Here is a 19039-nt window from a genome sequence, read left to right on the forward strand (position 1 = left end):
TCGCGGTATGTCTGCGCCATGGCGGCTAGGCAAGCGTGGCTATCGGCGTTTCTTTTCATGGTGCTGGCGCTGTTAGCGCCGGTCGCCTCGGCGCAGACGCGGCATGTCGCGATCGATCTGGTGCCGGAGACTGCTCGGCCCGCCGCCGGCAGCACGGTGACCCTGGCGTTTGATTCGCGGCCGGAGCCGGAATGGCACGGTTATTGGCAGAACCCGGGGGACGCCGGGGTCGAGACCCAGCTGAAATGGACGATGCCGGAGGGGGTGAGTGCCGGGGCGCTGCGCTATCCGGTGCCGGAGCGGCTGATCGTCGGCGGCCTGATGAACTACGTCTATGAGGCGCCGTTCGCTCAGCTGGTCGACCTCAAGATCCCGGCCGGGCTTACACCTGGCACCCGTCTGCCGATCGCAGTGAAGATCGACTATCTCGTCTGCACCACCGAAATCTGCGTGCCCGAGACTCAGACGCTTTCCACCGAACTGACCGTCGGCGATGGCACCGTGGACGGCCCGACCCGCGCCCGCTTCGACACCTGGCGGCAAAAGCTGCCGCGGCCGCTGGGATCGACCGCGACCTGGCAGGCAGCCGACGGCCAGTTCCGACTAGCCGTCCCATTTCCCGCCAGTGCGGACGCGAAGGAGATTTACTTCTACCCGCTGGCCGGCGGCGCGGTGGACTATGCCGCCGCCCAAACAGCGGTGCGGGACGGTGATCGCATCACGCTGACCACCAAGCCGGCGACCAGCCTGGCGAGCGGCCCGATCGAAGGGGTGCTTGCGGTTGGTGAGGGGCGTGGTTTCCTGTTGACGGCCGCGCCCGGCACGGTCGCTGCAGCGGCCGCTCCGCAGGAGAGCTTTGCGGTTGGCGGGGCATTGCTTGCCTTTGCCGGGGCTTTGCTGGGCGGATTGCTGCTCAACGTCATGCCGTGCGTGTTTCCGATCCTCAGCCTCAAGGCGCTTGGCCTCGCGCGATCGGGGGAGACGGAAGGCGCCGCCCGGCGTGAGGCTTTGGCCTATACTGCAGGGGTGGTGCTGGTCTGCCTGGCGCTCGGCGGTCTGCTGCTCGGCCTGCGCGCCGGGGGGGCGACGGTGGGCTGGGCGTTCCAGCTTCAGGACCCGCGCGTAATCGGCGTTCTGCTGCTGCTGGTGACCGGCATTGCTCTCAATCTTGCCGGGCTGTTCGAATTGCCGACCCCGCGCTTCGCGAGCCATTCGGGAACCGGCGGCGCCTTTGCCACTGGCGCGCTGGCGGCATTCGTGGCCACGCCCTGCACCGGGCCATTCATGGGCGCGGCCTTGGGGGCGGCGCTGGTGCTGCCGCCGGCGGCAGCCTTGCTTGTCTTCGCGGGTCTTGGGCTGGGTATCGCCTTGCCGTTTCTGGCAATCGGCTTCGTGCCGGCGCTGCGTCGTCGCTTGCCAAAGCCGGGCCCATGGATGGCACGGCTGCGCCGGATCCTGTCGGTGCCGATGTTCCTCACTGCGTTGGCCCTTGCCTGGGTGCTGGGCCGCCAGGCGGGAGTGGACGGGATGACGATCGGGCTTGCCGCATCGCTGCTCGCCGCCTTTGGTTTGTGGTGGACGGGTCGACGTCAGCAATCCGGGAGCGAGCGCGCGTGGTGGCCGGCCGTGCCTGCACTGGCGCTGGCGGTTGCGGCGGCTGTTGTCGTTCGTCCGCAGGCGCCGGCTGCGGCAGAAGCGGTTGCGCTCACTGGCGCGGAGCCGTTCAGCGAGCAGCGATTGGCCGCTCTTCGGGCAGAGGGGCGGCCCGTGTTCGCTTATTTCACCGCCGACTGGTGCCTGACGTGCAAGGTCAACGAAAAGGCGGCGATCGAAACGGACGCGGCGCGGCAGGCGTTCACTGGCGGCAACGTGGCGGTGCTGGTCGGCGACTGGACAGATGGCGATCCCGCGCTCGGCCGCTTCATCGAGGCGCACAATCGGGCCGGCGTGCCGCTTTACCTCTGGTATCCCAAGGGCGCGGATCGCCCCCGGGTCTTGCCGCAATTGCTAACCAGCGGCATGCTCGCTGCCCTGCCGGAAGGGGCATGAATAACTGAGGAGAGCAAGGATGCGTCTGCTTGTCCCGTTCGCCGCCGCCGCCTTGGTGGCCAGTCCGGCCGCTGCCGACCAGGTCACTGGGCAGCAGGCCGGCAACTTCCGATTGATGGATGCCGACGGCCGCGCCGTCACACTCGCGCAGTTCCGCGGAAAACCGGTGGTGCTGGAATGGAACAATCCGGGCTGTCCTTATGTGCAAAAGCATTATGACAGTGGGAACATGCAGTCGGCACAGGCCAAGGCACGCGCGATGGGCGCAGTCTGGCTGACGATCAACTCCGGCGCGCCCGGCAAGCAGGGCCATATGACCGGCGCACAGGCCAAGGCCTTTGTTGCTGCGAACAAGGCGCAGCCTACCGCCTACCTCCTCGATCCGCAGGGCCGCGTCGGCAAGGGCTATGGGGCGAAAACGACGCCGCACATGTACCTCATCGATGCGTCGGGCAAACTCGTCTACCAGGGCGGGATCGACGACAAGCCGACTGCCGACAAGGCCGACGTCGCCACTGCCCGCAACCATTTGCTGGCGGCACTGACGGAGGTGAAGGCAGGCAAGAAGGTCTCGGTGCCGGAGGCGCGGCCTTATGGGTGTTCCGTGAAATACGCAGATTGACCCACGACGCGGGCAATGCCTGTTCCTCGTCACCCGCCGAACGAACCAGCCGTCGCCTGGGCTGAAATCTGACGAACTGCCCCATGTCGGCGGGGATGCTTGTGCGATGCAACAATCTGCAGCAGCATGCATCCGAAACGATCGATGAGGCGTTAACCGTCTGATGGGGACACGGGCATTCGACGAGATCATGGGCAACGGCGGCAACAGCCGGCCGGAACTGGCAAGCTTGGCCCGTTGGCTCGCCGATACGCCGCCCGACGAACTGCGCCGCCGGCAGGAAGCAGCCGAAGCGACTTTCCGGCAACTCGGCATCACGTTCGCGGTCTATGGGGACAATGACGCGAGCGAACGGATCATCCCGTTCGACATTGTCCCGCGCGTCTTCCTCGCCGACGAATGGGCGCGGCTCTCCGAAGGGCTGGTTCAGCGGGTGGAGGCGATCAACGCCTTCCTCGATGACATCTACGGCGCGCAGGAAATCCTGAAGGCAGGTGTGCTGCCGGAGGACCTGATCTTCCTCAATCCGCAGTTCCGACCGGAAATCGTCGGCATTCGTCCGCCGCATGGCGTGTGGGCGCACATCTGCGGGATCGATCTGGTGCGCACCGGGCCAGATCAGTTCTTTGTGCTGGAGGATAACGCCCGCACGCCCTCCGGGGTCAGCTACATGCTGGAGAACCGCGAGGCGATGGTTCGCCTGTGCCCGGAATTGTTCGGCCAGTTCCGCGTGGCGGCGGTGGACAGCTATCCCGATCGGCTGCTGGAGACGATGCGATCGGTCAGCCCGCGCGGATGCAGTCAGAACCCGACCTGCGTGGTGCTAACCCCGGGTCACTACAATTCTGCCTATTACGAACACAGCTTTCTCGCCGATTCCATGGGCGTCGAACTGGTGGAGGCGGCCGACCTCGTCGTGGATGACGATGTGGTCTATATGCGCACCATCGCGGGGCGGGTGAAAGTGGACGTCATCTACCGCCGCGTGGATGATGATTTCCTCGATCCGCTGGTCTTCCGCCCCGATTCCATGTTGGGCGTGCCGGGGCTGATCGCCGCTTATGCCGCGGGCAATGTCGCCATCATCAATGCGCCCGGCAACGGCATCGCCGATGACAAGGCGATCTACAGCTACATGCCGGAAATCGTCCGCTTCTATTCGGGCGCAGAGGCGAAGCTGCCCAACGTGGAGACCTGGCGTTGCCGGGAGCCGGAGGCGCTGCGCTACACGCTCGATCATCTGGAGGAGCTGGTGGTGAAGCTGGTCGACGGATCGGGCGGCTATGGCATGCTTGTCGGTCCCACCGCATCCAAGAGCGAGATCGCAGCGTTCAGGTCGGTTCTGGAGGCCGAGCCACATCGCTACATCGCGCAGCCGACGCTGGCGCTTTCCACCGTCCCGACGCTGGTCGACGCGGGCGTTGCACCGCGGCACGTCGATTTTCGCCCCTTCGTACTGACCGGCGCCAAGGGCGTGCAGGTCGTTCCCGGTGGTCTCACCCGCGTGGCGCTGCGCGAGGGATCGCTCGTCGTGAACTCCTCGCAGGGTGGCGGTACCAAGGACAGTTTCGTCCTGCTGGATGGCGGCAACAGGCAGACCCAGACCATGAGCGAGAACGGGATGACGCAGGAGCAGAGCCTGTGATCGCGTCACTGCTCCCGATTGATACGGCACAGAAGATGAAGCACTCCGCTGGGATTGGCTCGCTGGTGGTTGGCGCCGGCCAATGCTGAGCCGCACCGCTTCATCGCTCTACTGGCTGGGCCGCTATATCGAGCGCGCCGATTTCATCGCCCGGCTGGTCGAGGCGACGATCCGCCTCGACGTGCTGTCCGCCCGTCCTGCTGGGGAGGCCGCGTGGCAATCGGCGCTGACGGTGACGGATACGGAAGAGGCGTTCAAGGCAACGGGCGCAAGCCTGACGCGGGAGGCCGTGTCGCGGTTCCTGACCAGCGACTCGTCACATCCCGGCTCAATCGTTCGCTGCCTGGACATGGCGCGGATGAACGCCCGGGCAGTGCGCACGGCGCTGACGCGTGAATCCTGGTCGGCCATCAACGGCGCCTGGCTGGTATTCGACAAGCGGGTGAGCCGTGGCGATCCCGACCGTACGCTCGCCCTGGTCGATGCGGTAAAGGCGGAAACCCGCGGCTTCGAGGGCGCGCTGCACCGAATGCTGCGCAACCAGACCACCTTGTTCATCCGCCTTGGGCAGGCGACGGAGCGTGTGGACGATACCGCGCGGCTTCTCGACGTGAAATATCACTTGCTTCTGCCGGAGGGCGAGCAGGTCGGCGGCACGGTGGATCGCGATCAATGGACCACCATCCTTCAGACCGTATCTGCGGTCACGGCGTATCGTTGGCTCTACAACGACGGTCTGGTGCCGGCGAACGTGATCGATCTGCTGTTGGCGCGAAGCGAGCTGCCGCGCAGCGTCGCGGGCGCGATCGAGGAGGTGACGGAAGTGCTGACTCAACTCGCCCGGCGTACTGGCACCAACGGCGAGGCTGACCGCATGGCCCGCAGCCGGCACGCGCGCGCGGCGAAGACCCGAAGTAGCGATGTGATCCTGTCGGGCCTGCACCAGCATCTGCAAGCGCTGATCGTCGAGAACGATCAACTGCATGCGGCCATTGCCCGCCAGTTCAAGTTCCACTGATGCGGCTAACGATCGACCATCGCACGGTTTATGCGTTCACGGCGCCGCAGGGCCGCATTGTCCAGCTGTTGCGGATGACGCCGGGCGAAACGCATGACCAGACGGTTGCGGACTGGCATATAGCGGTGGATTGCGATGCCCGAATGACCCGGCATCGCGACGGCTTCGGCAATGCGACGACCATGCTGTATTGCGAGGGGGCGATCGAGCGCATCGAGCTGACTGTGTCCGGCGAAGTGGTGACCAGCTCCTCCAGCGGTGTTCTGCACGGCGCCGCCGAATTGTTGCCGCCCCGCTTCTTCCTGCGAACCACCCCCACGACGGCGGCGGATCCAGCTCTTGCCGCATTTGCCGAGGAGGAAGGCGGCGGCAGGGACATTGCGGCGCTTCACCGGCTGAATGGTGCCGTGCGCGCGCGCTTCGCTGATGATTGCGGCCGCCCGGTTTATGGTCGCACCGCGGCCGAGGCATTCGCGCTGAAAGCGCTCACGCCGCGCGACATGGCTCAGGTGTTCATCGCGGCGGCACGTGCGGTGGGCGCGCCGGCCCGCTACGTCTCCGGTTATTGCGATCTCGCCGGCGATCATCGTCCAACGCCGCACGGTTGGGCCGAAGCATATGTCGCCGATCTCGGCTGGATCGCCTTCGATCCCTGGCTGGGTCTTTCACCGGAGGAACATCACGTCCGGGTGGCAATCGCGCTTGATGCTGCCGGGGCAGCCCCCGTCGCCGGATCACGTCTTGGCGAAGGGGTGGAGCGGCTCGAGGTCGACGTCACCGTGCAGAGCGACGACTGATCCGTCAGGCGAGTTCGCTGGTCTCCGCGATGGGGGCCAGTTCGGCGTCTTCCATTAGGGTCCAGCCTTGCGGCCCCAGCTTTTCCAGAGGCCGATAGCGCGTCTTGTACGCCATGCGGGCAGCGCCCTTCACCCAATAGCCGAGATAGACGTAGGGAAGGCCCGCCGCGCGGGCGCGCAGGATGTGATCAAGGATGATGAGGTTGCCGAGGCCCGCCCGCGCACCCGGCTCCGCGTCGAAGAAGCTGTAGATCATCGACAGGCCGTCCGCCTGCCGGTCCGTCAGGCAAGCGCCGACCAATCGTCCGGGCCGACCATCGAGGGTCGGCTCGCGATATTCGACGACCACGGAATTGACCGGCGAATGCTCGACCATGTCGGCATAGTCCTGCTCCTCCATGCCCGCCATGCCGCCGCCAGGGTGACGCTGGCCCAGGTAGCGCCGCAGCAGCTGGAACTGCTCGTCCGTCGCCCAGGGACGGCAGGCGGTGATCTCCAGATCGTCGTTCCGGCGGACCAGCTTGCGCTGAGTCGCATTGGCCTCGAAATCGCTGGTGACGACCCGAACGGAGACGCACGCCGTGCAGCCGACGCAGGATGGGCGATAGGCGACCGATTGACTGCGGCGAAAGCCGATGCGGCCCAGCGCGTCGTTCAGCTCATGGGCGTGCGGCCCGGACAGTTCGGTGAACACCTTCCGCTCCTGCCGGCCGGGCAAGTACGGGCAGGGCGCCGGGCTGGTCACGAAGAAACGTGGAAAGCGAAAAGGCGCAGTCACCGCCGGTACATCCCCAGACCGACGCGTTGGTTGATCGCGTCCCGGCTACGAATATGGAACCTGCCTTCAGCGCTGAAAAGCCGCCGCACAGATGGTTCCGGCGGTTTTCGGGGACAAGCGACTAGTCACGAATTGCCATGCCGCCGGACTGACCCGAATTGGGTCAATCCGAGCGCGCGGTCATGCCAGCTCGATCAGGCGCACTTCGTATCCCGCCGTGTCCAGCGCGGCGAGCAGGCGATCGAGGTGCGCCCGGTCCCGCGTTTCGCATTCGACATCAAGGCTCAGGCCCTTGGCAGGAAGGTTGGTGAAGATCCGCTGGTGGGCAAGTTCCAGAATGTTGACCCGCTCCTGATCGAAGATCCGAGCGACATTATAGAGTGCGCCGGGCTGGTCCTGCAGGCGAATGCGCAGCCGCGCGAGCCGCCCGGAGCGGGCGAGATCGCGCAGCAGGACGTTGGCGAGCAGGCGGGTGTCGATGTTGCCGCCGCACAGCACGATGCCCACCGTCTTGCCGGCGAAACGCTCCTTGTTGGCCAGCACCGCCGCCAAGCCTGCTGCGCCGGCGCCTTCAACCACGGTCTTCTCGATCTGGAGCAGCAGGCTGACCGACTCCTCCAGGCTGCGTTCGGTGACGAGGACGATGTCGTCCACCAGCGCTTCCACCATCTGCGCCGTCAGCCCGCCGGGCTGCTTCACCGCAATACCCTCGGCCAGCGTGTCGCCCGCGCACGGCAGCTCCGTATGGCGCAGCTTGTTGTACATGGACGGGAACAGCTCGGCTTGCACGCCGATCACCTCGATCGGGTGATTCGCGGCGCGCGCGACCGTCGCCATGCCGGAGATGAGCCCGCCGCCGCCGATCGGGACGACCAGCGTGTCGAGCGTCGGCACTTCATCCAGCATCTCGATCGCGACGGTGCCCTGGCCAGCGATGACGCGGGCGTCGTCGAACGGGTGGACGAACGTGTAGCCGCGCTCCGCCTCCAGCACGCGGGCATGGGCATAGGCTTCGTCATAGGTATAGCCGTGGAGCACCACCGTGGCGCCGTGCCCTTCGGTCTGCACCACCTTCACTGTGGGGGTGGTGGTCGGCATCACAATCGTTGCCGGCACGCCCAGGCGGTTTGCGTGATAGGCCAGGCCCTGCGCGTGATTGCCGGCCGAAGCGGCGATTACGCCGCGCGCCTTGGCATCCGCATCCAGCAGCAGCAGCGTGTTGAGCGCGCCGCGCTCCTTGTAGGCAGCGGTGAACTGCAGGTTCTCGAACTTCAGGTAAATGGTCGCGCCGGCCAGCGCCGACAGCGTTTTGCTGACCAGCGTCGGGGTGCGCACGATCGAATCACGAATTCGGGCATGAGCGGCACGGATGTCGGTGATGTTGACGGGCAGGAGGTCAGTCGTCGGTTGCACCGCAGTCGCCATAAGAAAAGGTCCCAAGCCGCTCGCACGGGGCTTGTCGAACAACTGTCGTTTCTTCGGCGAAGAAGGGCAGGGCTTCGACAGGCTCAGCCCGAACGGGATCATTGATCCAGGTTCGATGACGCGTCCTAGGACCATCTGGCGCCGCGTGCAAACTGCCCCTATCCGCTTCGACCATGAAGATCGCTTTCATTGGTACGGGCGTGATGGGCGCCCCGATGGCCGCTCATCTGGCGCGGGCGGGCCATCACGTCACCGTTTACAATCGTACCAGGGCCAAGGCGGAGGCGACTGGCCTTGCCGTGGCGGACACGCCGGCCGAGGCTGCAAGGGATGCGGATGCGGTGGTCACGTGCGTCGGCAATGATGCTGATCTTGCCGGCGTCACGCTGGGCGACGCGGGCGCCTTCGCGGCCATGCGCGACGACGCCGTGTTCATCGATCATACAACGGTATCCGCGGACATCGCGCGCAAATTGGCTGCCGCCCGGTCGCTCTGCGTCGACGCGCCGGTTTCTGGTGGCCAGGCCGGTGCCGAAAAGGGCCAATTGTCGATCATGTGTGGTGCGAGCGAGGCCGCATTTGTCCGCGCACGACCCGTCATGGAGGCCTATGCGGCCAGGATCGTGCACGTCGGCGCGGCTGGCGCTGGTCAGCAAACCAAGATGGTCAATCAGATCTGCATTGCCGGCGTTCTTCAGGGCCTGTCCGAAGCGGTCCGTTTCGCACAGGCGAGCGCGCTGGATCTCAACAAGGTGTTCGAGGCGATATCGGGCGGCGCGGCGCAAAGCTGGCAGATGGTGAATCGCTGGCCGACGATGACCACCGATGAGTTCAATTTCGGCTTCGCGATCGACTGGATGCGCAAGGATCTGGGCCTCGCGCTTGACGAGGCGAAGCGCAACGGATCGACGCTCCCGGTGACGGCGCTGGTGGATCAATTCTATGCTGAGGTGCAGAAGATGGGCGGTGGCCGGCAGGATACGAGCGCGCTGGTGCGGAGGCTGCCACGATGAAGCGGGCTCTTCTTCTCGCAACCGCGCTTTTGGCGTCGCCGGCCACCGCTGACGGCATCGTCGACAACGTCAACGGCATCGCCCCGACGGCTGACGGGCGGGTGATCAGGTTCAAGGCGGTTTTGATCGATCAGGCCGGCAAGGTCACCCGGCTGATCCCTCCCGGCGAGGAGCCGCCGAAGCTCAGTCGTCGCGAACTGAAGAAGAACGCCGGAAAGCCGCTCTACGACTGGCGTATCGACATGGGCGGCAAGACACTGCTGCCCGGCTTCATCGATGCGCATGGCCATGTCATGGGGCTTGGCTTTGGCGCGCTGTCGCTCGACCTCTCCGGCGCTCGCTCGTTGAACGAGGCAAAGGCGATGGTAGCCGCCTATGTCCGCGCCAATCCGGATCGCAAGTGGATCACCGGGCGGGGTTGGAACCAGGAAGCATGGGGGCTTGGTCGCTTCCCGACGGCGGCGGATCTGGATGATGTGGCGTCCGGACACGCGGTGTGGCTGGAGCGGGCAGACGGTCACGCGGGCTGGGCGAACAGCATGGCCATGCGTGAAGCCGGCGTGACGTCCGCCACCGCCGCTCCCGCTGGAGGCCGGATCGAAAAGGCAGGCAATGCGCCGGCCGGCGTGTTTGTCGATGCTGCCATGCAGTTGGTCGAACGCGCCGTGCCGCAGCCGCTTCCCAAGGAGCGGGACGCCGCCTTCCTGGAGGCGCAGCAGAAGCTGCTGGCGAACGGCATCACCGCGGTTGCCGATATGGGCACCACGGTGGACGACTGGCTGAGCTATCGCCGCATGGCCGACATTGGCGCGCTTCGGGTACGCATCATGAGCTACGCCGCAGGCGTCGAAACGGCGAGCCGGATCGGCGGCAAGGGGCCGACCCCCTGGCTTTATGGCGATCGCCTGCGCATGGGCGGCGTGAAGATTTACCTCGATGGCGCGCTTGGATCCCGCGGTGCCGTGCTGAAGGCGCCTTACGCGGACGCGCCGAATGAGAAGGGTCTGAGCTTCCTCACCGATACGCAGCTCCAGAACCAGATGAGCCGTGCGGCAATGGATAACTTCCAGCTCGCGGTTCATGCGATTGGCGACAAGGCCAATGCGCAGGTGCTGGACGCCATTCAGGTGCTGAGCGAGACGTACAACGGCGATCGCCGCTGGCGGATCGAGCACGCCCAGGTGGTCGATCCGGCCGATCTCAAAAGCTTTGGCAAGTTCGGCACCATCGCGTCGATGCAGCCGACGCACCAGACCGGGGATCGTACAATGGCGGAGGCGCGGCTCGGGCCGACGCGTCTGGCGGGTGCCTATGCATGGAAGTCGGTGGTGGCGAATGGCGGCAAGCTCGCGTTCGGATCCGACTTTCCCGTAGAGAAGCCTGATCCATGGGATGGCTGGGCAGCGGCATTCACGCGGCAGGACGCGCAGGGACAGCCGCCAGGTGGCTGGCGCCCCGAGGAAGCGGTGACTCGTGAACAGGCTTGGTGGGCATTTACAGGCGGCGCTGCCTATGCCGGCTTCGCTGAGCAGAAGTTCGGTAATCTCGCCCCTGGGCAGAAGGCGGACTTCATCATCGTCGACCGCGATCCGTTGGCCGCGGACTCGATGGCGCTGCGGACCATCCGGGTGGAACAGACCTGGGTGGGTGGTGAAAAGGTGTTTGACCGAGCGGGCGGGGTGAAGGCCCCCGCCAAATAGGCGAGGGCCGACCGCGGCCCGCCGCTGCGGGCTCGCAACCGCCCCCTGAGCGTCAGGTAGGCGAGGGCTCGCTGCGCATGTCGCCTCGGTTCGCCGCGAAGCCCGGCGCCGGCCCTGTCGCGGGACGCAGGGCCTCGCGTTCGGACTCCGGCACCGGCGCGGTTGGATCGGGGCGGAAATGGTCGACCGCGCGATCATTCGGCCCGGGGTGCTTGTCGCCCTCCAGATCGGGAACGCGGTGCCCGTCCTGGGGCGTGAAGAACCGGTCGAACAAGCCGAAGTGGATCGCGCTGGCGAGGCCGGTGGCGATCGCACCAATGGCCGTTGCGGCGCCGATCGCGACGTTCCGCTGGCGGTGATCGGCCTTGAAGCGGCCGTTGCTGTCGCGTTTCTGGGTCATGCGCGCTCAACACCTTTGGCCGCGCCGTCGTTCCCAGCATGGCCCGTTCATACCCCGCGCCGGTGGGCTCGCCTGTTACGTGAGCCGATCATCCATCGCGATGTGATCCGCGATGAAAGGCGGCAAGAGAGGTTCAAATACAGGGCGTTCCCCCCTAGATCGCCGACACGATGCAAGGTTCCTACGGCCCGCCTGACCGGTTCAATGAAGAGAAAGCGACATTCGCGATCCGCGGCAGCGACCAGCCCGATCTGGAGGCTGGCGTCGCCGCGATCCGCAACGTCGTCCGTACGCTCCCGCTGAAGCCCGGCGTGTACCGGATGCACGATGCCAAGGGCGACGTGCTGTACGTCGGCAAGGCGCGCGCGCTGAAGAACCGCGTCACCAACTATACGCAGATCAACAACCTGTCGAAGCGGCTCCAGCGGATGGTGTCGCAGACCCGGTCGATGACCATCGTCACGACCAACAACGAGGCGGAGGCGCTGCTGCTCGAGGCGCAGCTGATCAAGCGCTATCGCCCGCCGTACAACGTGCTGCTGCGCGACGACAAAAGCTTCCCTTTCATCCTGTTGCGCGCCGATCACGAGTTTCCGCGCATCCAGAAGCATCGCGGCGCGCGGCGCGCCAAGGGCGATTATTACGGCCCCTTCGCCAGCGCAGGCAGCGTTAACAACACGCTGAACGCGCTGCAGAAACTGTTTTTGCTCAGAAGCTGCACCGACGGCTTTTTCAAGACGCGCGACCGGCCGTGCCTGCTGTACCAGATCAAGCGCTGCTCGGCGCCCTGCGTCGGCCGGATCGACAAGGCCGGCTATGACGAGCTGGTCGCGGACTCGAAGAAGTTCCTCGCCGGCAAGACGACCGACGTTCAGGCGAAGTTGGGCACGCAGATGGAAGCCGCGGCGGAGGCGATGGACTTCGAGCTGGCCGCGATCCTGCGCGACCGGCTGCGCGCGCTGACCTTCATTCAGGGCACTCAGTTCATCAACGCCGAAGGGGTGGGAGATGCGGATATCTTCGCGCTCGCCAGCCATGAGGGCGTGATCGGCATCCAGGCCTTCTTTATCCGCGGCGGCCAGAATTGGGGCCACCGCAGCTTCTTCCCCGCGCACACCGCCGACGTCACCGAGGAAGAGGTGATGACCCTGTTCCTCATGCAATTCTACGAGGAAGTGCCGCCGGCCAAGGCGGTGCTGGTCGATCGCGTATTGCCCGAGGCGGACCTGCTCGCGGAGGCGCTGACCACGCAGGCCGGGCGCAAGGTGTCGATCGAAGTGCCGCAGCGGGGCACGCGCAAGCGGCTGATGGAACAGGCCTGCCGCAACGCCAAGGAAGCGCTCGAACGCCGCCTGGCCGAAAGCACGACCCAGGCGAAGCTCAACCGCGAGGTCGCCGACCTGTTCGGGCTCGCCGAGCCGCCGCAGCGGATCGAAGTGTACGACAACAGCCACATCCAGGGCACCAATGCGGTCGGCGCGATGGTCGTTGCCGGGCCGGAGGGCTTCCGCAAGGGCCAGTATCGCAAGTTCAACATCAAGCAGGCGGCGACCGACGACGACTTCGCGATGATGCGCGAGGTGCTCACCCGCCGCTTCGCCCGCGCGATCGAGGAGGATCCCGATCGCGATGGCGACAACTGGCCCGATCTGGTGCTGCTCGACGGCGGCCGGGGGCAGCTGAACGCCGCCAAGGCGGTGCTCGAGGATCTCGGCATCGAGGACGTGTGCCTGGTCGGTGTCGCCAAGGGCCCGCACCACGGCCGCGAGGGGCGCGAGGTGTTCCACCTGATGGATGGCCGCGAGCTGACGCTGCCGGTGAACTCGCCGGTGCTGTTCTACCTCCAGCGGCTACGCGACGAGGTGCACCGCTTCGTCATCGGCGCGCATCGCGAGAAGCGCGCCAAGGCGATGGGGGCGAGCCCGCTCGACGAGGTTCCCGGCATCGGCCCAGCGCGCAAGAAGGCGCTGCTGATGCACTTCGGCACCGCGCGGGCGGTGCGCAACGCCAGCCTCGCCGATCTGCAGAAGGCGCCGGGCGTCAGTGCCGGCGTCGCACAGCAGGTGTACGACTTCTACCACGCGAAATGAGCGGGGCGGAACGGGCGGGCCGGCTTCCCCGTTGATGGGGGGAAGGAGACCATCATGCCCAATCCCCCCCTCAATCCCGCGCAGACCGATCCGCTCGCCGAAACCGATGCCGACGGCAATCCGCTTGATGAGGACGCGAAGCTCGACATTGCGCTTGAAGGGTCGATGATCACATCGGAGCCGCCACAAATGTCCGAGCCCAAAACGGCGGCCGAGGAAAAGGCGGAGAAGGAAGCCGGGCATTAAGCGCTGCCGCTTGCGCAGTTACATCAGCCCCTTGGCGCGCAGGCTCACATGGCCGCTGGTGCCGACGATCAGGTGATCATGCACCGCGATCCCCAACCCCTTGCCGGCATCGACGATCGCCCGCGTGATCTCGATGTCGGCGCGGCTGGGGGAGGGATCCCCCGACGGATGATTGTGAACCAGAATGATAGCGGCGGATCCAAGGTCGATCGCGCGGCGGATCACTTCGCGCACATGCACTTGCGCCTGGTCGATCGAGCCTTCGCTCATCACCTCGTCACGAATCAGCATGTTGCGGCTGTTGAGGTGCAAGACCCGCACCCGCTCGATCACATGATGCGCCATGTCAGCATGAAGATAGTCCAGCAGCGACTGCCAGTTGCCGAGCACCGGCCGTGCCGCGACCTCCCCCTGAAGCAGGCGGAGCGCGGCAGCCTGCGCGATCTTGATCGCCGCCACGCTGGTCTCGCCCATTCCGGACACGCGCATCAGCGCCTCGGCATCTGCCGTCAGCAACCCGCCGATCCCGCCGAATTCGCGCAACAGCGCCTTGGCAAGTGGCTTGGTGTCACGCCGGGGAATGGCCAAGGCGAGCAGATACTCGATCAGCTCATGATCGAGCAGTGCCTCCCCGCCGCCCGAGAGCAAGCGGCTGCGCAGCCGCGCGCGATGGCCGTGATTGTCGGTCGCGTTGGGATCGCTGTCGGCCATGGCTGGCATGGCTAGGCTGGGGGCAGGCACAGTGCAATCATCTCTCGTCCTGCCCGGCGGCCCCTGCTTGCCGCGCCCGAGCGGCGCCACCGCTTCCAACTGGCGCGGCGAGCCCGTAGGAGAATCGCCGTTCCGCGGTTCGGAAGGGGTGAGGTGGCGGTCGTAGACGAGGAAAAGCGGCCGCGCCGGGTGACCGGAACGCGGGTGCTGTTTGCCTTGATTGTCATATGCGCGGCGCTGCTCATTGTGCTGTGGCTCAGCCGTATTCCCATCGCGACGCGTTTCATCGACCGCAGCTTTGCCGCCAGCGGTGTGCCGGCCCGATACCGGATCGAGGATCTCGGCTTTCAGCGGCAACGGCTGACGAACGTGGTCATCGGGGATCCCGCAAATCCGGATCTGGTGGCCGATTGGGTGGAAACCCGCATGTCGGTGGTCGGCGGTAGGCCGTCGTTGAACGCCGTTCGGGCCGGGCAGGTACGATTGCGCGGACGTCTGGTGGACGGGCGCCTTTCACTTGGCGCGCTCGATCGCCTGATGCCGGCGCCCTCGGGAAAGCCGTTCGCCCTGCCGCAGATTGACCTGTCGGTGGACGATGCCCGCATGCGGCTCACCACGCCTTTCGGTGTCGTCGGGCTCAAGCTGGTGGGCCGCGGTCGTTTGGACGATGGCTTTCGGGGCACCCTGGCGATGACCAGCGGAGACATGAGCCTGGGCGGCTGCCAGCTTCGCCGCCCCACCGCGCTGCTGGAGATTGCCATCCGCGACGCAGCGCCGAAACTCACTGGCCCCGTACGGCTGCAAGCGCTCAATTGTGATGGCGCAACGGTGGCGGCGCCACAGGCGCGGGTGGATGTGGCACTGAGTTCGGCTCTTGATCGATGGCAGGGATCTGCCGCCATGCAGACCGGTGTCATCGCCGCCACTGGCGTCCGGCTGGCGAACCTGAGCGGTCAGCTGAGTTTCACCGGCGCTCCGACACGGACCGAGGGCGATGCGCAGCTTCGGGGTGAAGCGCTTAACGCGATGGGAGTGCGCGGGCGGGCCGTGAGCTTTGCCGGCACCTGGCGTGTTGCGTCGGGACGCGCGCTCGCGGCGGGCCGGGTCGAGGGTCTTGGCATGGCGATTGATCCCGCCTCCCGCGCGCGGCTGCGTGAAGCGGCCGGTGCGGCGGCAGGCACCCCGGTAGCGCCGCTGGCCTATGCGGCAGCGCGCGCCTTGGCAGCTGCCGCAACCGACTTCGACGTTGGCGGCGAAATGGCGCTCGGCTCGGCAGCGGGCCGGCCGCTTCTGACGGTGCGTGCGATGACAATGGAGGCGCGCTCGGGCGCCTCGGCCAGCTTCGGGGATGGTCAGGGATTAGTGCTCGGCGAGAGCGGCGGTTTTCGCGCTGACGGCAGCCTGCGGTTTGGCGGCGGCGGCCTTCCGACCGGCCGCGTCGATCTTGCGCAAGCGCGCGCCGGGGTGCCGGTGCTTGGGACCGCGACGCTGGCGCGCTATGTCGCTGATGGCGCGAGTCTCGCACTTGCGCCGGCCCGCTTTGCCCTTTCACCAGTCGGCGACTGGCGCCTCGCTACTGTCGCAACGCTAACCGGACCACTGGGGTCGGGACGGGTGGAGGCGCTACAGCTGCCGCTCAACGTGCGCGCTGACCGCGGCAAGCTGATCGTCAATCCCTCGTGCGTGCCGGCCAGCTTCCGCCTTCTATCCGTTTCGGGGCTGCACTTGCGGCCGGCGAAACTGAACGTGTGTCCGCTCGACGGCGCCTTGTTGCGGATCGACGGCGGCAAGGTCGCAGGCGGCGTGCAGGCCAGTGGTGTGCGGTTGAGTGGGGCGCTCGGCGGATCGCCACTCGGGCTGACGATTGCCGGGGTACGTTGGCGGCACGCCGATGCCGGTTTCACGCTGAACAAAGTTGCGGCGCGGCTCGGCCGTCCGGGCAGCGTGACCCGGCTTGATTTCGGACGGCTCGACGGGCGGGTGGGCGGCCATGGTGCGCTTGCGGGCGACTTCACGGAGGGCGCCGGCCAGATAGGCAACGTGCCCTTGTTGCTGTCCGGCGCGCGTGGCGATTGGCAGTTCGCCAACGGCGTTCTGGCGCTGTCTGGCGCTTTGCATGTTGCCGACGCAGCCGAAAGCACGCGGTTCAATCCGCTCGATGCGCGCGGCGTCACCCTGCGGCTCGCCAACAATGTGATCACGGCTGAGGGCACGCTTCGCGCCCCAGCCAAGAACGTGAAGGTCGCGGACGTCACGATCCGCCATGCGCTCGCCAGTGGCGAGGGCGCGGCTCATCTGGCGGTGCCGGGCATCACCTTCGGTGACGGGTTCCAGCCGGAGGAGCTCACCAGACTGACCTTCGGCGTCATCGCCGATGTGCACGGCACGGTGCGGGGCCGCGGCGACATTGCCTGGTCTCCGCAGGGCGTCACCTCCACGGGTACCTTTGGCACCAACGACACGGATCTTGCCGCTGCCTTCGGCCCGGTCACCGGCATCAAGGGGGAGGTGCACTTCACCGACCTTCTGGCACTCGAATCGGCACCTGCCCAGATCGCTACCGTCGCCGAAATCAATCCCGGCGTTCCCGTGACCGACGGCAGGATCGAATATCAGTTGCTGCGCGATCTGCGCATCGCGGTGAAGGGCGCCCGCTGGCCGTTCGGCGGCGGCACGCTGACCTTGCAGCCGACCTTGCTTGACTTCTCCTCGCCGCAGGCGCGGCGGCTCACCTTCCGCGCTGACGGTGTCGAGGCGCGGCAGTTCCTACAGCAGTTCGACTTCAAGAATCTGGATGCAACGGGCGTGTTCGATGGCGAACTGCCCATGGTGTTCGATCAGTCCGGTGGCCGCGTCGAGAATGGCCGGCTGGTCGTCCGCGAGGGCGGCGGCACGCTGGCCTATCTGGGCGATCTGACCGAAGAGGATCTGGGGATCTGGGGCAATATCGCGTTCCAGGCGCTTCGCTCGCTACGCTATCGCAGCCTTGAGCTGGTAATGAATGGCCCGCTCGCAGGCGAAATGATCACCGAGGTACGTTTCGCGGGGATCAGCCAGGGGGAAGGGGCCAAGTCGAACTTTCTGGTCCGGCGTCTTCAGCGGCTGCCGTTTGTCTTCAACGTCCGCATCAAGGCGCCATTCCGCGGTCTTATCGATACGGCCGCGTCCTTCTACGATCCCAAACGGCTGGTGGAGCGCAACCTGCCTGCTTTGCTGGAGGAGCAGAACAAGCGCGCTGCTCCGCCCACCATTCAGCCCCCCGCAAGCGAGAATATGCCATGAGCGAAACATTGACGAAGCATCAGGGGCGCACGACTTTTGCGATGGTGAAGAGGGTGGCGGTGATTGGCCTCAGTTTGGCGAGTGGCGCGTGCGTGAATGTGTCTGCGCCGGACAAGCCGATTGTCATCAACCTCAACATCAGCGTGACGCAGGAAGTGGTGTATCGCCTCGACAATGAGGCGAAGTCGCTGATCAAGCAGAATCCGGGGATTTTCTGATGATGACCAAAAAGGCGATGCTGATGGCGGCCGGGGCGCTGGCGCTGACCGGTATCTCCGCGAGTGCCTGGGCGCAGCGCGACCCTGCTTACGCCGCCGCGCGGGCGGCTGGCCAGGTTGGCGAGCAGCCGGACGGCTATCTTGGTGTGGTTGGTGCCGGCTCCGCGGAGCTTCGCGCGCTGGTGAACGCGATCAATATCCAGCGAAAGGCCGCGTACACGCAAAAGGCGCAGGCCTCCGGTGCGACGGTGGAGCAGCTCGCCTTCACCAGCGGCTGCAATCTCATTCAGCAGACGGCGGCCGGGGAGAAGTATCGCACGCCATCGGGCGAATGGGCGACTCGCGGCGCCGGTGCGCCGACTCGCGATCCGCGCTGCGTCTGACCTTCATCGCTGGGCTCCTATTTAAGCCTAAGGCGCTCAGCACCCGCGCGCACTTCTGCGGCGACCCGGCATTGCCGATTGGTTCGCCGCGCTTCTCCCATTTTGGAACGGCCGCCCGGGCCATGCGCTCGCCGGTGGACCGCGGTCTCTGCGCCCTTCGGAACCACGCAGATCGGGGCGCCCGCCCCTTTCGGCAGTGTGACGGAAGGTTGCGCAAGTGTTGACACCCCCGGACCCCCCGGCTAACCGGACGGCGCCTTGGCGGGCTCGCCACTTGGCTTCCTTGCGCCTGCCCAAAAACACTTGGGGGACGCGTGGATGGCAGAAAACGAGCCCGGACCAGACACCCTCGGCACCGATGCACGTCTCTCCTCGCTTGATGAGCGGTTGAAGGCGGCGCAGGCGGACGAGGCGCACCGAGCAGGGGCGGGCAAGGCGGAATCCGATGGCGGCTATCGCCTCGGAAACCGCGTTTTGGCCGAACTGATTGGTGGGATGGTCGGCGGCGCGCTGATCGGTTGGGTAATCGACCGATTCGCGGGTACGCAGCCCTGGGGTCTGCTCGTGATGCTCGCCCTCGGGACGATCGTTGCGTTCAGAAACATCATTCGGATTTCTAGTCAGCGCCCGAAGTAAGCTCGGGCGCTTTCGTTAAGGGAAAC

17 protein-coding genes are annotated in these 19039 nt (G+C 66.2%); 13 read left to right on the forward strand and 4 right to left on the reverse strand.

The features are described from left to right. The first annotated feature begins 18 nt into the window (after positions 1-18). From LK535_RS08685 to LK535_RS08705, 5 genes are all read left to right on the forward strand, one after another. Positions 19-2049, forward strand: coding sequence for a protein-disulfide reductase DsbD family protein (locus tag LK535_RS08685; protein ID WP_415837116.1), 2031 nt, complete (start codon positions 19-21; stop codon positions 2047-2049). Between the two features lie 19 nt (positions 2050-2068). Further along, a complete protein-coding gene (locus tag LK535_RS08690; protein ID WP_227771492.1) occupies positions 2069-2671 on the forward strand; it encodes a thioredoxin family protein in 603 nt (200 codons plus the stop codon). 163 nt (positions 2672-2834) lie between these two features. Further along, positions 2835-4316 (forward strand): circularly permuted type 2 ATP-grasp protein, encoded by a 1482-nt coding sequence (locus tag LK535_RS08695; protein ID WP_227771493.1) that lies wholly within the window; start codon positions 2835-2837, stop codon positions 4314-4316. 82 nt (positions 4317-4398) lie between these two features. Then, the gene (locus tag LK535_RS08700) at positions 4399-5334 is read left to right on the forward strand and encodes an alpha-E domain-containing protein (RefSeq protein WP_227771494.1); all 936 of its coding nucleotides are present in this window, start codon (positions 4399-4401) and stop codon (positions 5332-5334) included. After that, on the forward strand, positions 5334-6131 hold the full coding sequence (locus LK535_RS08705) for a transglutaminase family protein (RefSeq protein ID WP_227771495.1): 798 nt from the start codon (positions 5334-5336) through the stop codon (positions 6129-6131). Before LK535_RS08700 ends, LK535_RS08705 begins: the two co-directional genes overlap by 1 nt. Before the next feature lie 4 nt (positions 6132-6135). On the opposite strand, the gene LK535_RS08710 is transcribed toward LK535_RS08705, so the two are convergent. Together LK535_RS08710 and LK535_RS08715 are read right to left on the reverse strand one after the other, a co-directional pair. Then, on the reverse strand, positions 6136-6909 hold the full coding sequence (locus tag LK535_RS08710; RefSeq protein WP_227771496.1) for an arginyltransferase: 774 nt from the start codon (positions 6907-6909) through the stop codon (positions 6136-6138). A gap of 180 nt (positions 6910-7089) precedes the next feature. Beyond that, a complete protein-coding gene (locus tag LK535_RS08715) occupies positions 7090-8334 on the reverse strand; it encodes a threonine ammonia-lyase (RefSeq protein ID WP_227771497.1) in 1245 nt (414 codons plus the stop codon). 173 nt (positions 8335-8507) lie between these two features. Here LK535_RS08715 and LK535_RS08720 point away from each other — a divergent pair, with 173 nt between their 5' ends. Beyond that, a complete protein-coding gene (locus LK535_RS08720; protein WP_227771498.1) occupies positions 8508-9347 on the forward strand; it encodes an NAD(P)-dependent oxidoreductase in 840 nt (279 codons plus the stop codon). Beyond that, positions 9344-11047, forward strand: coding sequence for an amidohydrolase (locus LK535_RS08725; RefSeq protein WP_227771499.1), 1704 nt, complete (start codon positions 9344-9346; stop codon positions 11045-11047). Before LK535_RS08720 ends, LK535_RS08725 begins: the two co-directional genes overlap by 4 nt. Before the next feature lie 52 nt (positions 11048-11099). Here LK535_RS08725 and LK535_RS08730 read toward each other — a convergent pair whose 3' ends face one another. Continuing rightward, on the reverse strand, positions 11100-11447 hold the full coding sequence (locus LK535_RS08730) for a hypothetical protein (RefSeq protein ID WP_227771500.1): 348 nt from the start codon (positions 11445-11447) through the stop codon (positions 11100-11102). A 170-nt stretch (positions 11448-11617) separates the two neighbouring features. On the opposite strand from LK535_RS08730, the gene uvrC reads away from it, so the two are divergent. Both uvrC and LK535_RS08740 read left to right on the forward strand, forming a co-directional pair. After that, on the forward strand, positions 11618-13537 hold the full coding sequence (gene uvrC, locus LK535_RS08735) for an excinuclease ABC subunit UvrC (protein WP_227771501.1): 1920 nt from the start codon (positions 11618-11620) through the stop codon (positions 13535-13537). A 54-nt stretch (positions 13538-13591) separates the two neighbouring features. After that, entirely contained in the window at positions 13592-13783 is a 192-nt protein-coding gene (locus LK535_RS08740; protein WP_227771502.1) for a hypothetical protein, read from the forward strand. Between the two features lie 18 nt (positions 13784-13801). On the opposite strand, the gene radC is transcribed toward LK535_RS08740, so the two are convergent. Continuing rightward, entirely contained in the window at positions 13802-14494 is a 693-nt protein-coding gene (gene radC, locus LK535_RS08745; RefSeq protein ID WP_227771503.1) for a RadC family protein, read from the reverse strand. A 153-nt stretch (positions 14495-14647) separates the two neighbouring features. On the opposite strand from radC, the gene LK535_RS08750 reads away from it, so the two are divergent. The 4 genes from LK535_RS08750 (at position 14648) to LK535_RS08765 (ending at position 19013) form a co-directional block, all read left to right on the forward strand. Further along, positions 14648-17776: an intermembrane phospholipid transport protein YdbH family protein gene (locus LK535_RS08750; RefSeq protein ID WP_227771504.1), complete on the forward strand. Its 3129-nt coding sequence runs from the start codon at positions 14648-14650 to the stop codon at positions 17774-17776. Positions 17777-17817: 41 nt separating this feature from the next. Continuing rightward, the gene (locus tag LK535_RS08755) at positions 17818-17994 is read left to right on the forward strand and encodes a YnbE family lipoprotein (protein WP_415837117.1); all 177 of its coding nucleotides are present in this window, start codon (positions 17818-17820) and stop codon (positions 17992-17994) included. Next, the gene (locus LK535_RS08760) at positions 17994-18377 is read left to right on the forward strand and encodes a YdbL family protein (protein ID WP_415837113.1); all 384 of its coding nucleotides are present in this window, start codon (positions 17994-17996) and stop codon (positions 18375-18377) included. Before LK535_RS08755 ends, LK535_RS08760 begins: the two co-directional genes overlap by 1 nt. Positions 18378-18695: 318 nt before the next feature. Continuing rightward, complete coding sequence (locus LK535_RS08765) at positions 18696-19013, forward strand: AtpZ/AtpI family protein (RefSeq protein WP_227771506.1); 318 nt, start codon at positions 18696-18698, stop codon at positions 19011-19013. The last annotated feature ends 26 nt before the right edge of the window (positions 19014-19039 follow it).

This window comes from Sphingomonas sp. IC4-52 (genome assembly GCF_020707225.1).
Taxonomy (GTDB): Bacteria; Pseudomonadota; Alphaproteobacteria; order Sphingomonadales; family Sphingomonadaceae; genus Sphingomonas.

Coding starts and splice junctions, on each gene's coding strand:
- LK535_RS08685 (WP_415837116.1), top strand. CDS start 19: ATGGCGGCTAGGCAAGCGTGGCTATCGGCGTTTCTTTTCATGGTGCTG.
- LK535_RS08690 (WP_227771492.1), top strand. CDS start 2,069: ATGCGTCTGCTTGTCCCGTTCGCCGCCGCCGCCTTGGTGGCCAGTCCG.
- LK535_RS08695 (WP_227771493.1), top strand. CDS start 2,835: ATGGGGACACGGGCATTCGACGAGATCATGGGCAACGGCGGCAACAGC.
- LK535_RS08700 (WP_227771494.1), top strand. CDS start 4,399: ATGCTGAGCCGCACCGCTTCATCGCTCTACTGGCTGGGCCGCTATATC.
- LK535_RS08705 (WP_227771495.1), top strand. CDS start 5,334: ATGCGGCTAACGATCGACCATCGCACGGTTTATGCGTTCACGGCGCCG.
- LK535_RS08715 (WP_227771497.1), bottom strand. CDS start 8,334: ATGGCGACTGCGGTGCAACCGACGACTGACCTCCTGCCCGTCAACATC.
- LK535_RS08720 (WP_227771498.1), top strand. CDS start 8,508: ATGAAGATCGCTTTCATTGGTACGGGCGTGATGGGCGCCCCGATGGCC.
- LK535_RS08725 (WP_227771499.1), top strand. CDS start 9,344: ATGAAGCGGGCTCTTCTTCTCGCAACCGCGCTTTTGGCGTCGCCGGCC.
- LK535_RS08730 (WP_227771500.1), bottom strand. CDS start 11,447: ATGACCCAGAAACGCGACAGCAACGGCCGCTTCAAGGCCGATCACCGC.
- uvrC (WP_227771501.1), top strand. CDS start 11,618: ATGCAAGGTTCCTACGGCCCGCCTGACCGGTTCAATGAAGAGAAAGCG.
- LK535_RS08740 (WP_227771502.1), top strand. CDS start 13,592: ATGCCCAATCCCCCCCTCAATCCCGCGCAGACCGATCCGCTCGCCGAA.
- radC (WP_227771503.1), bottom strand. CDS start 14,494: ATGGCCGACAGCGATCCCAACGCGACCGACAATCACGGCCATCGCGCG.
- LK535_RS08755 (WP_415837117.1), top strand. CDS start 17,818: ATGGTGAAGAGGGTGGCGGTGATTGGCCTCAGTTTGGCGAGTGGCGCG.
- LK535_RS08760 (WP_415837113.1), top strand. CDS start 17,994: ATGATGACCAAAAAGGCGATGCTGATGGCGGCCGGGGCGCTGGCGCTG.
- LK535_RS08765 (WP_227771506.1), top strand. CDS start 18,696: ATGGCAGAAAACGAGCCCGGACCAGACACCCTCGGCACCGATGCACGT.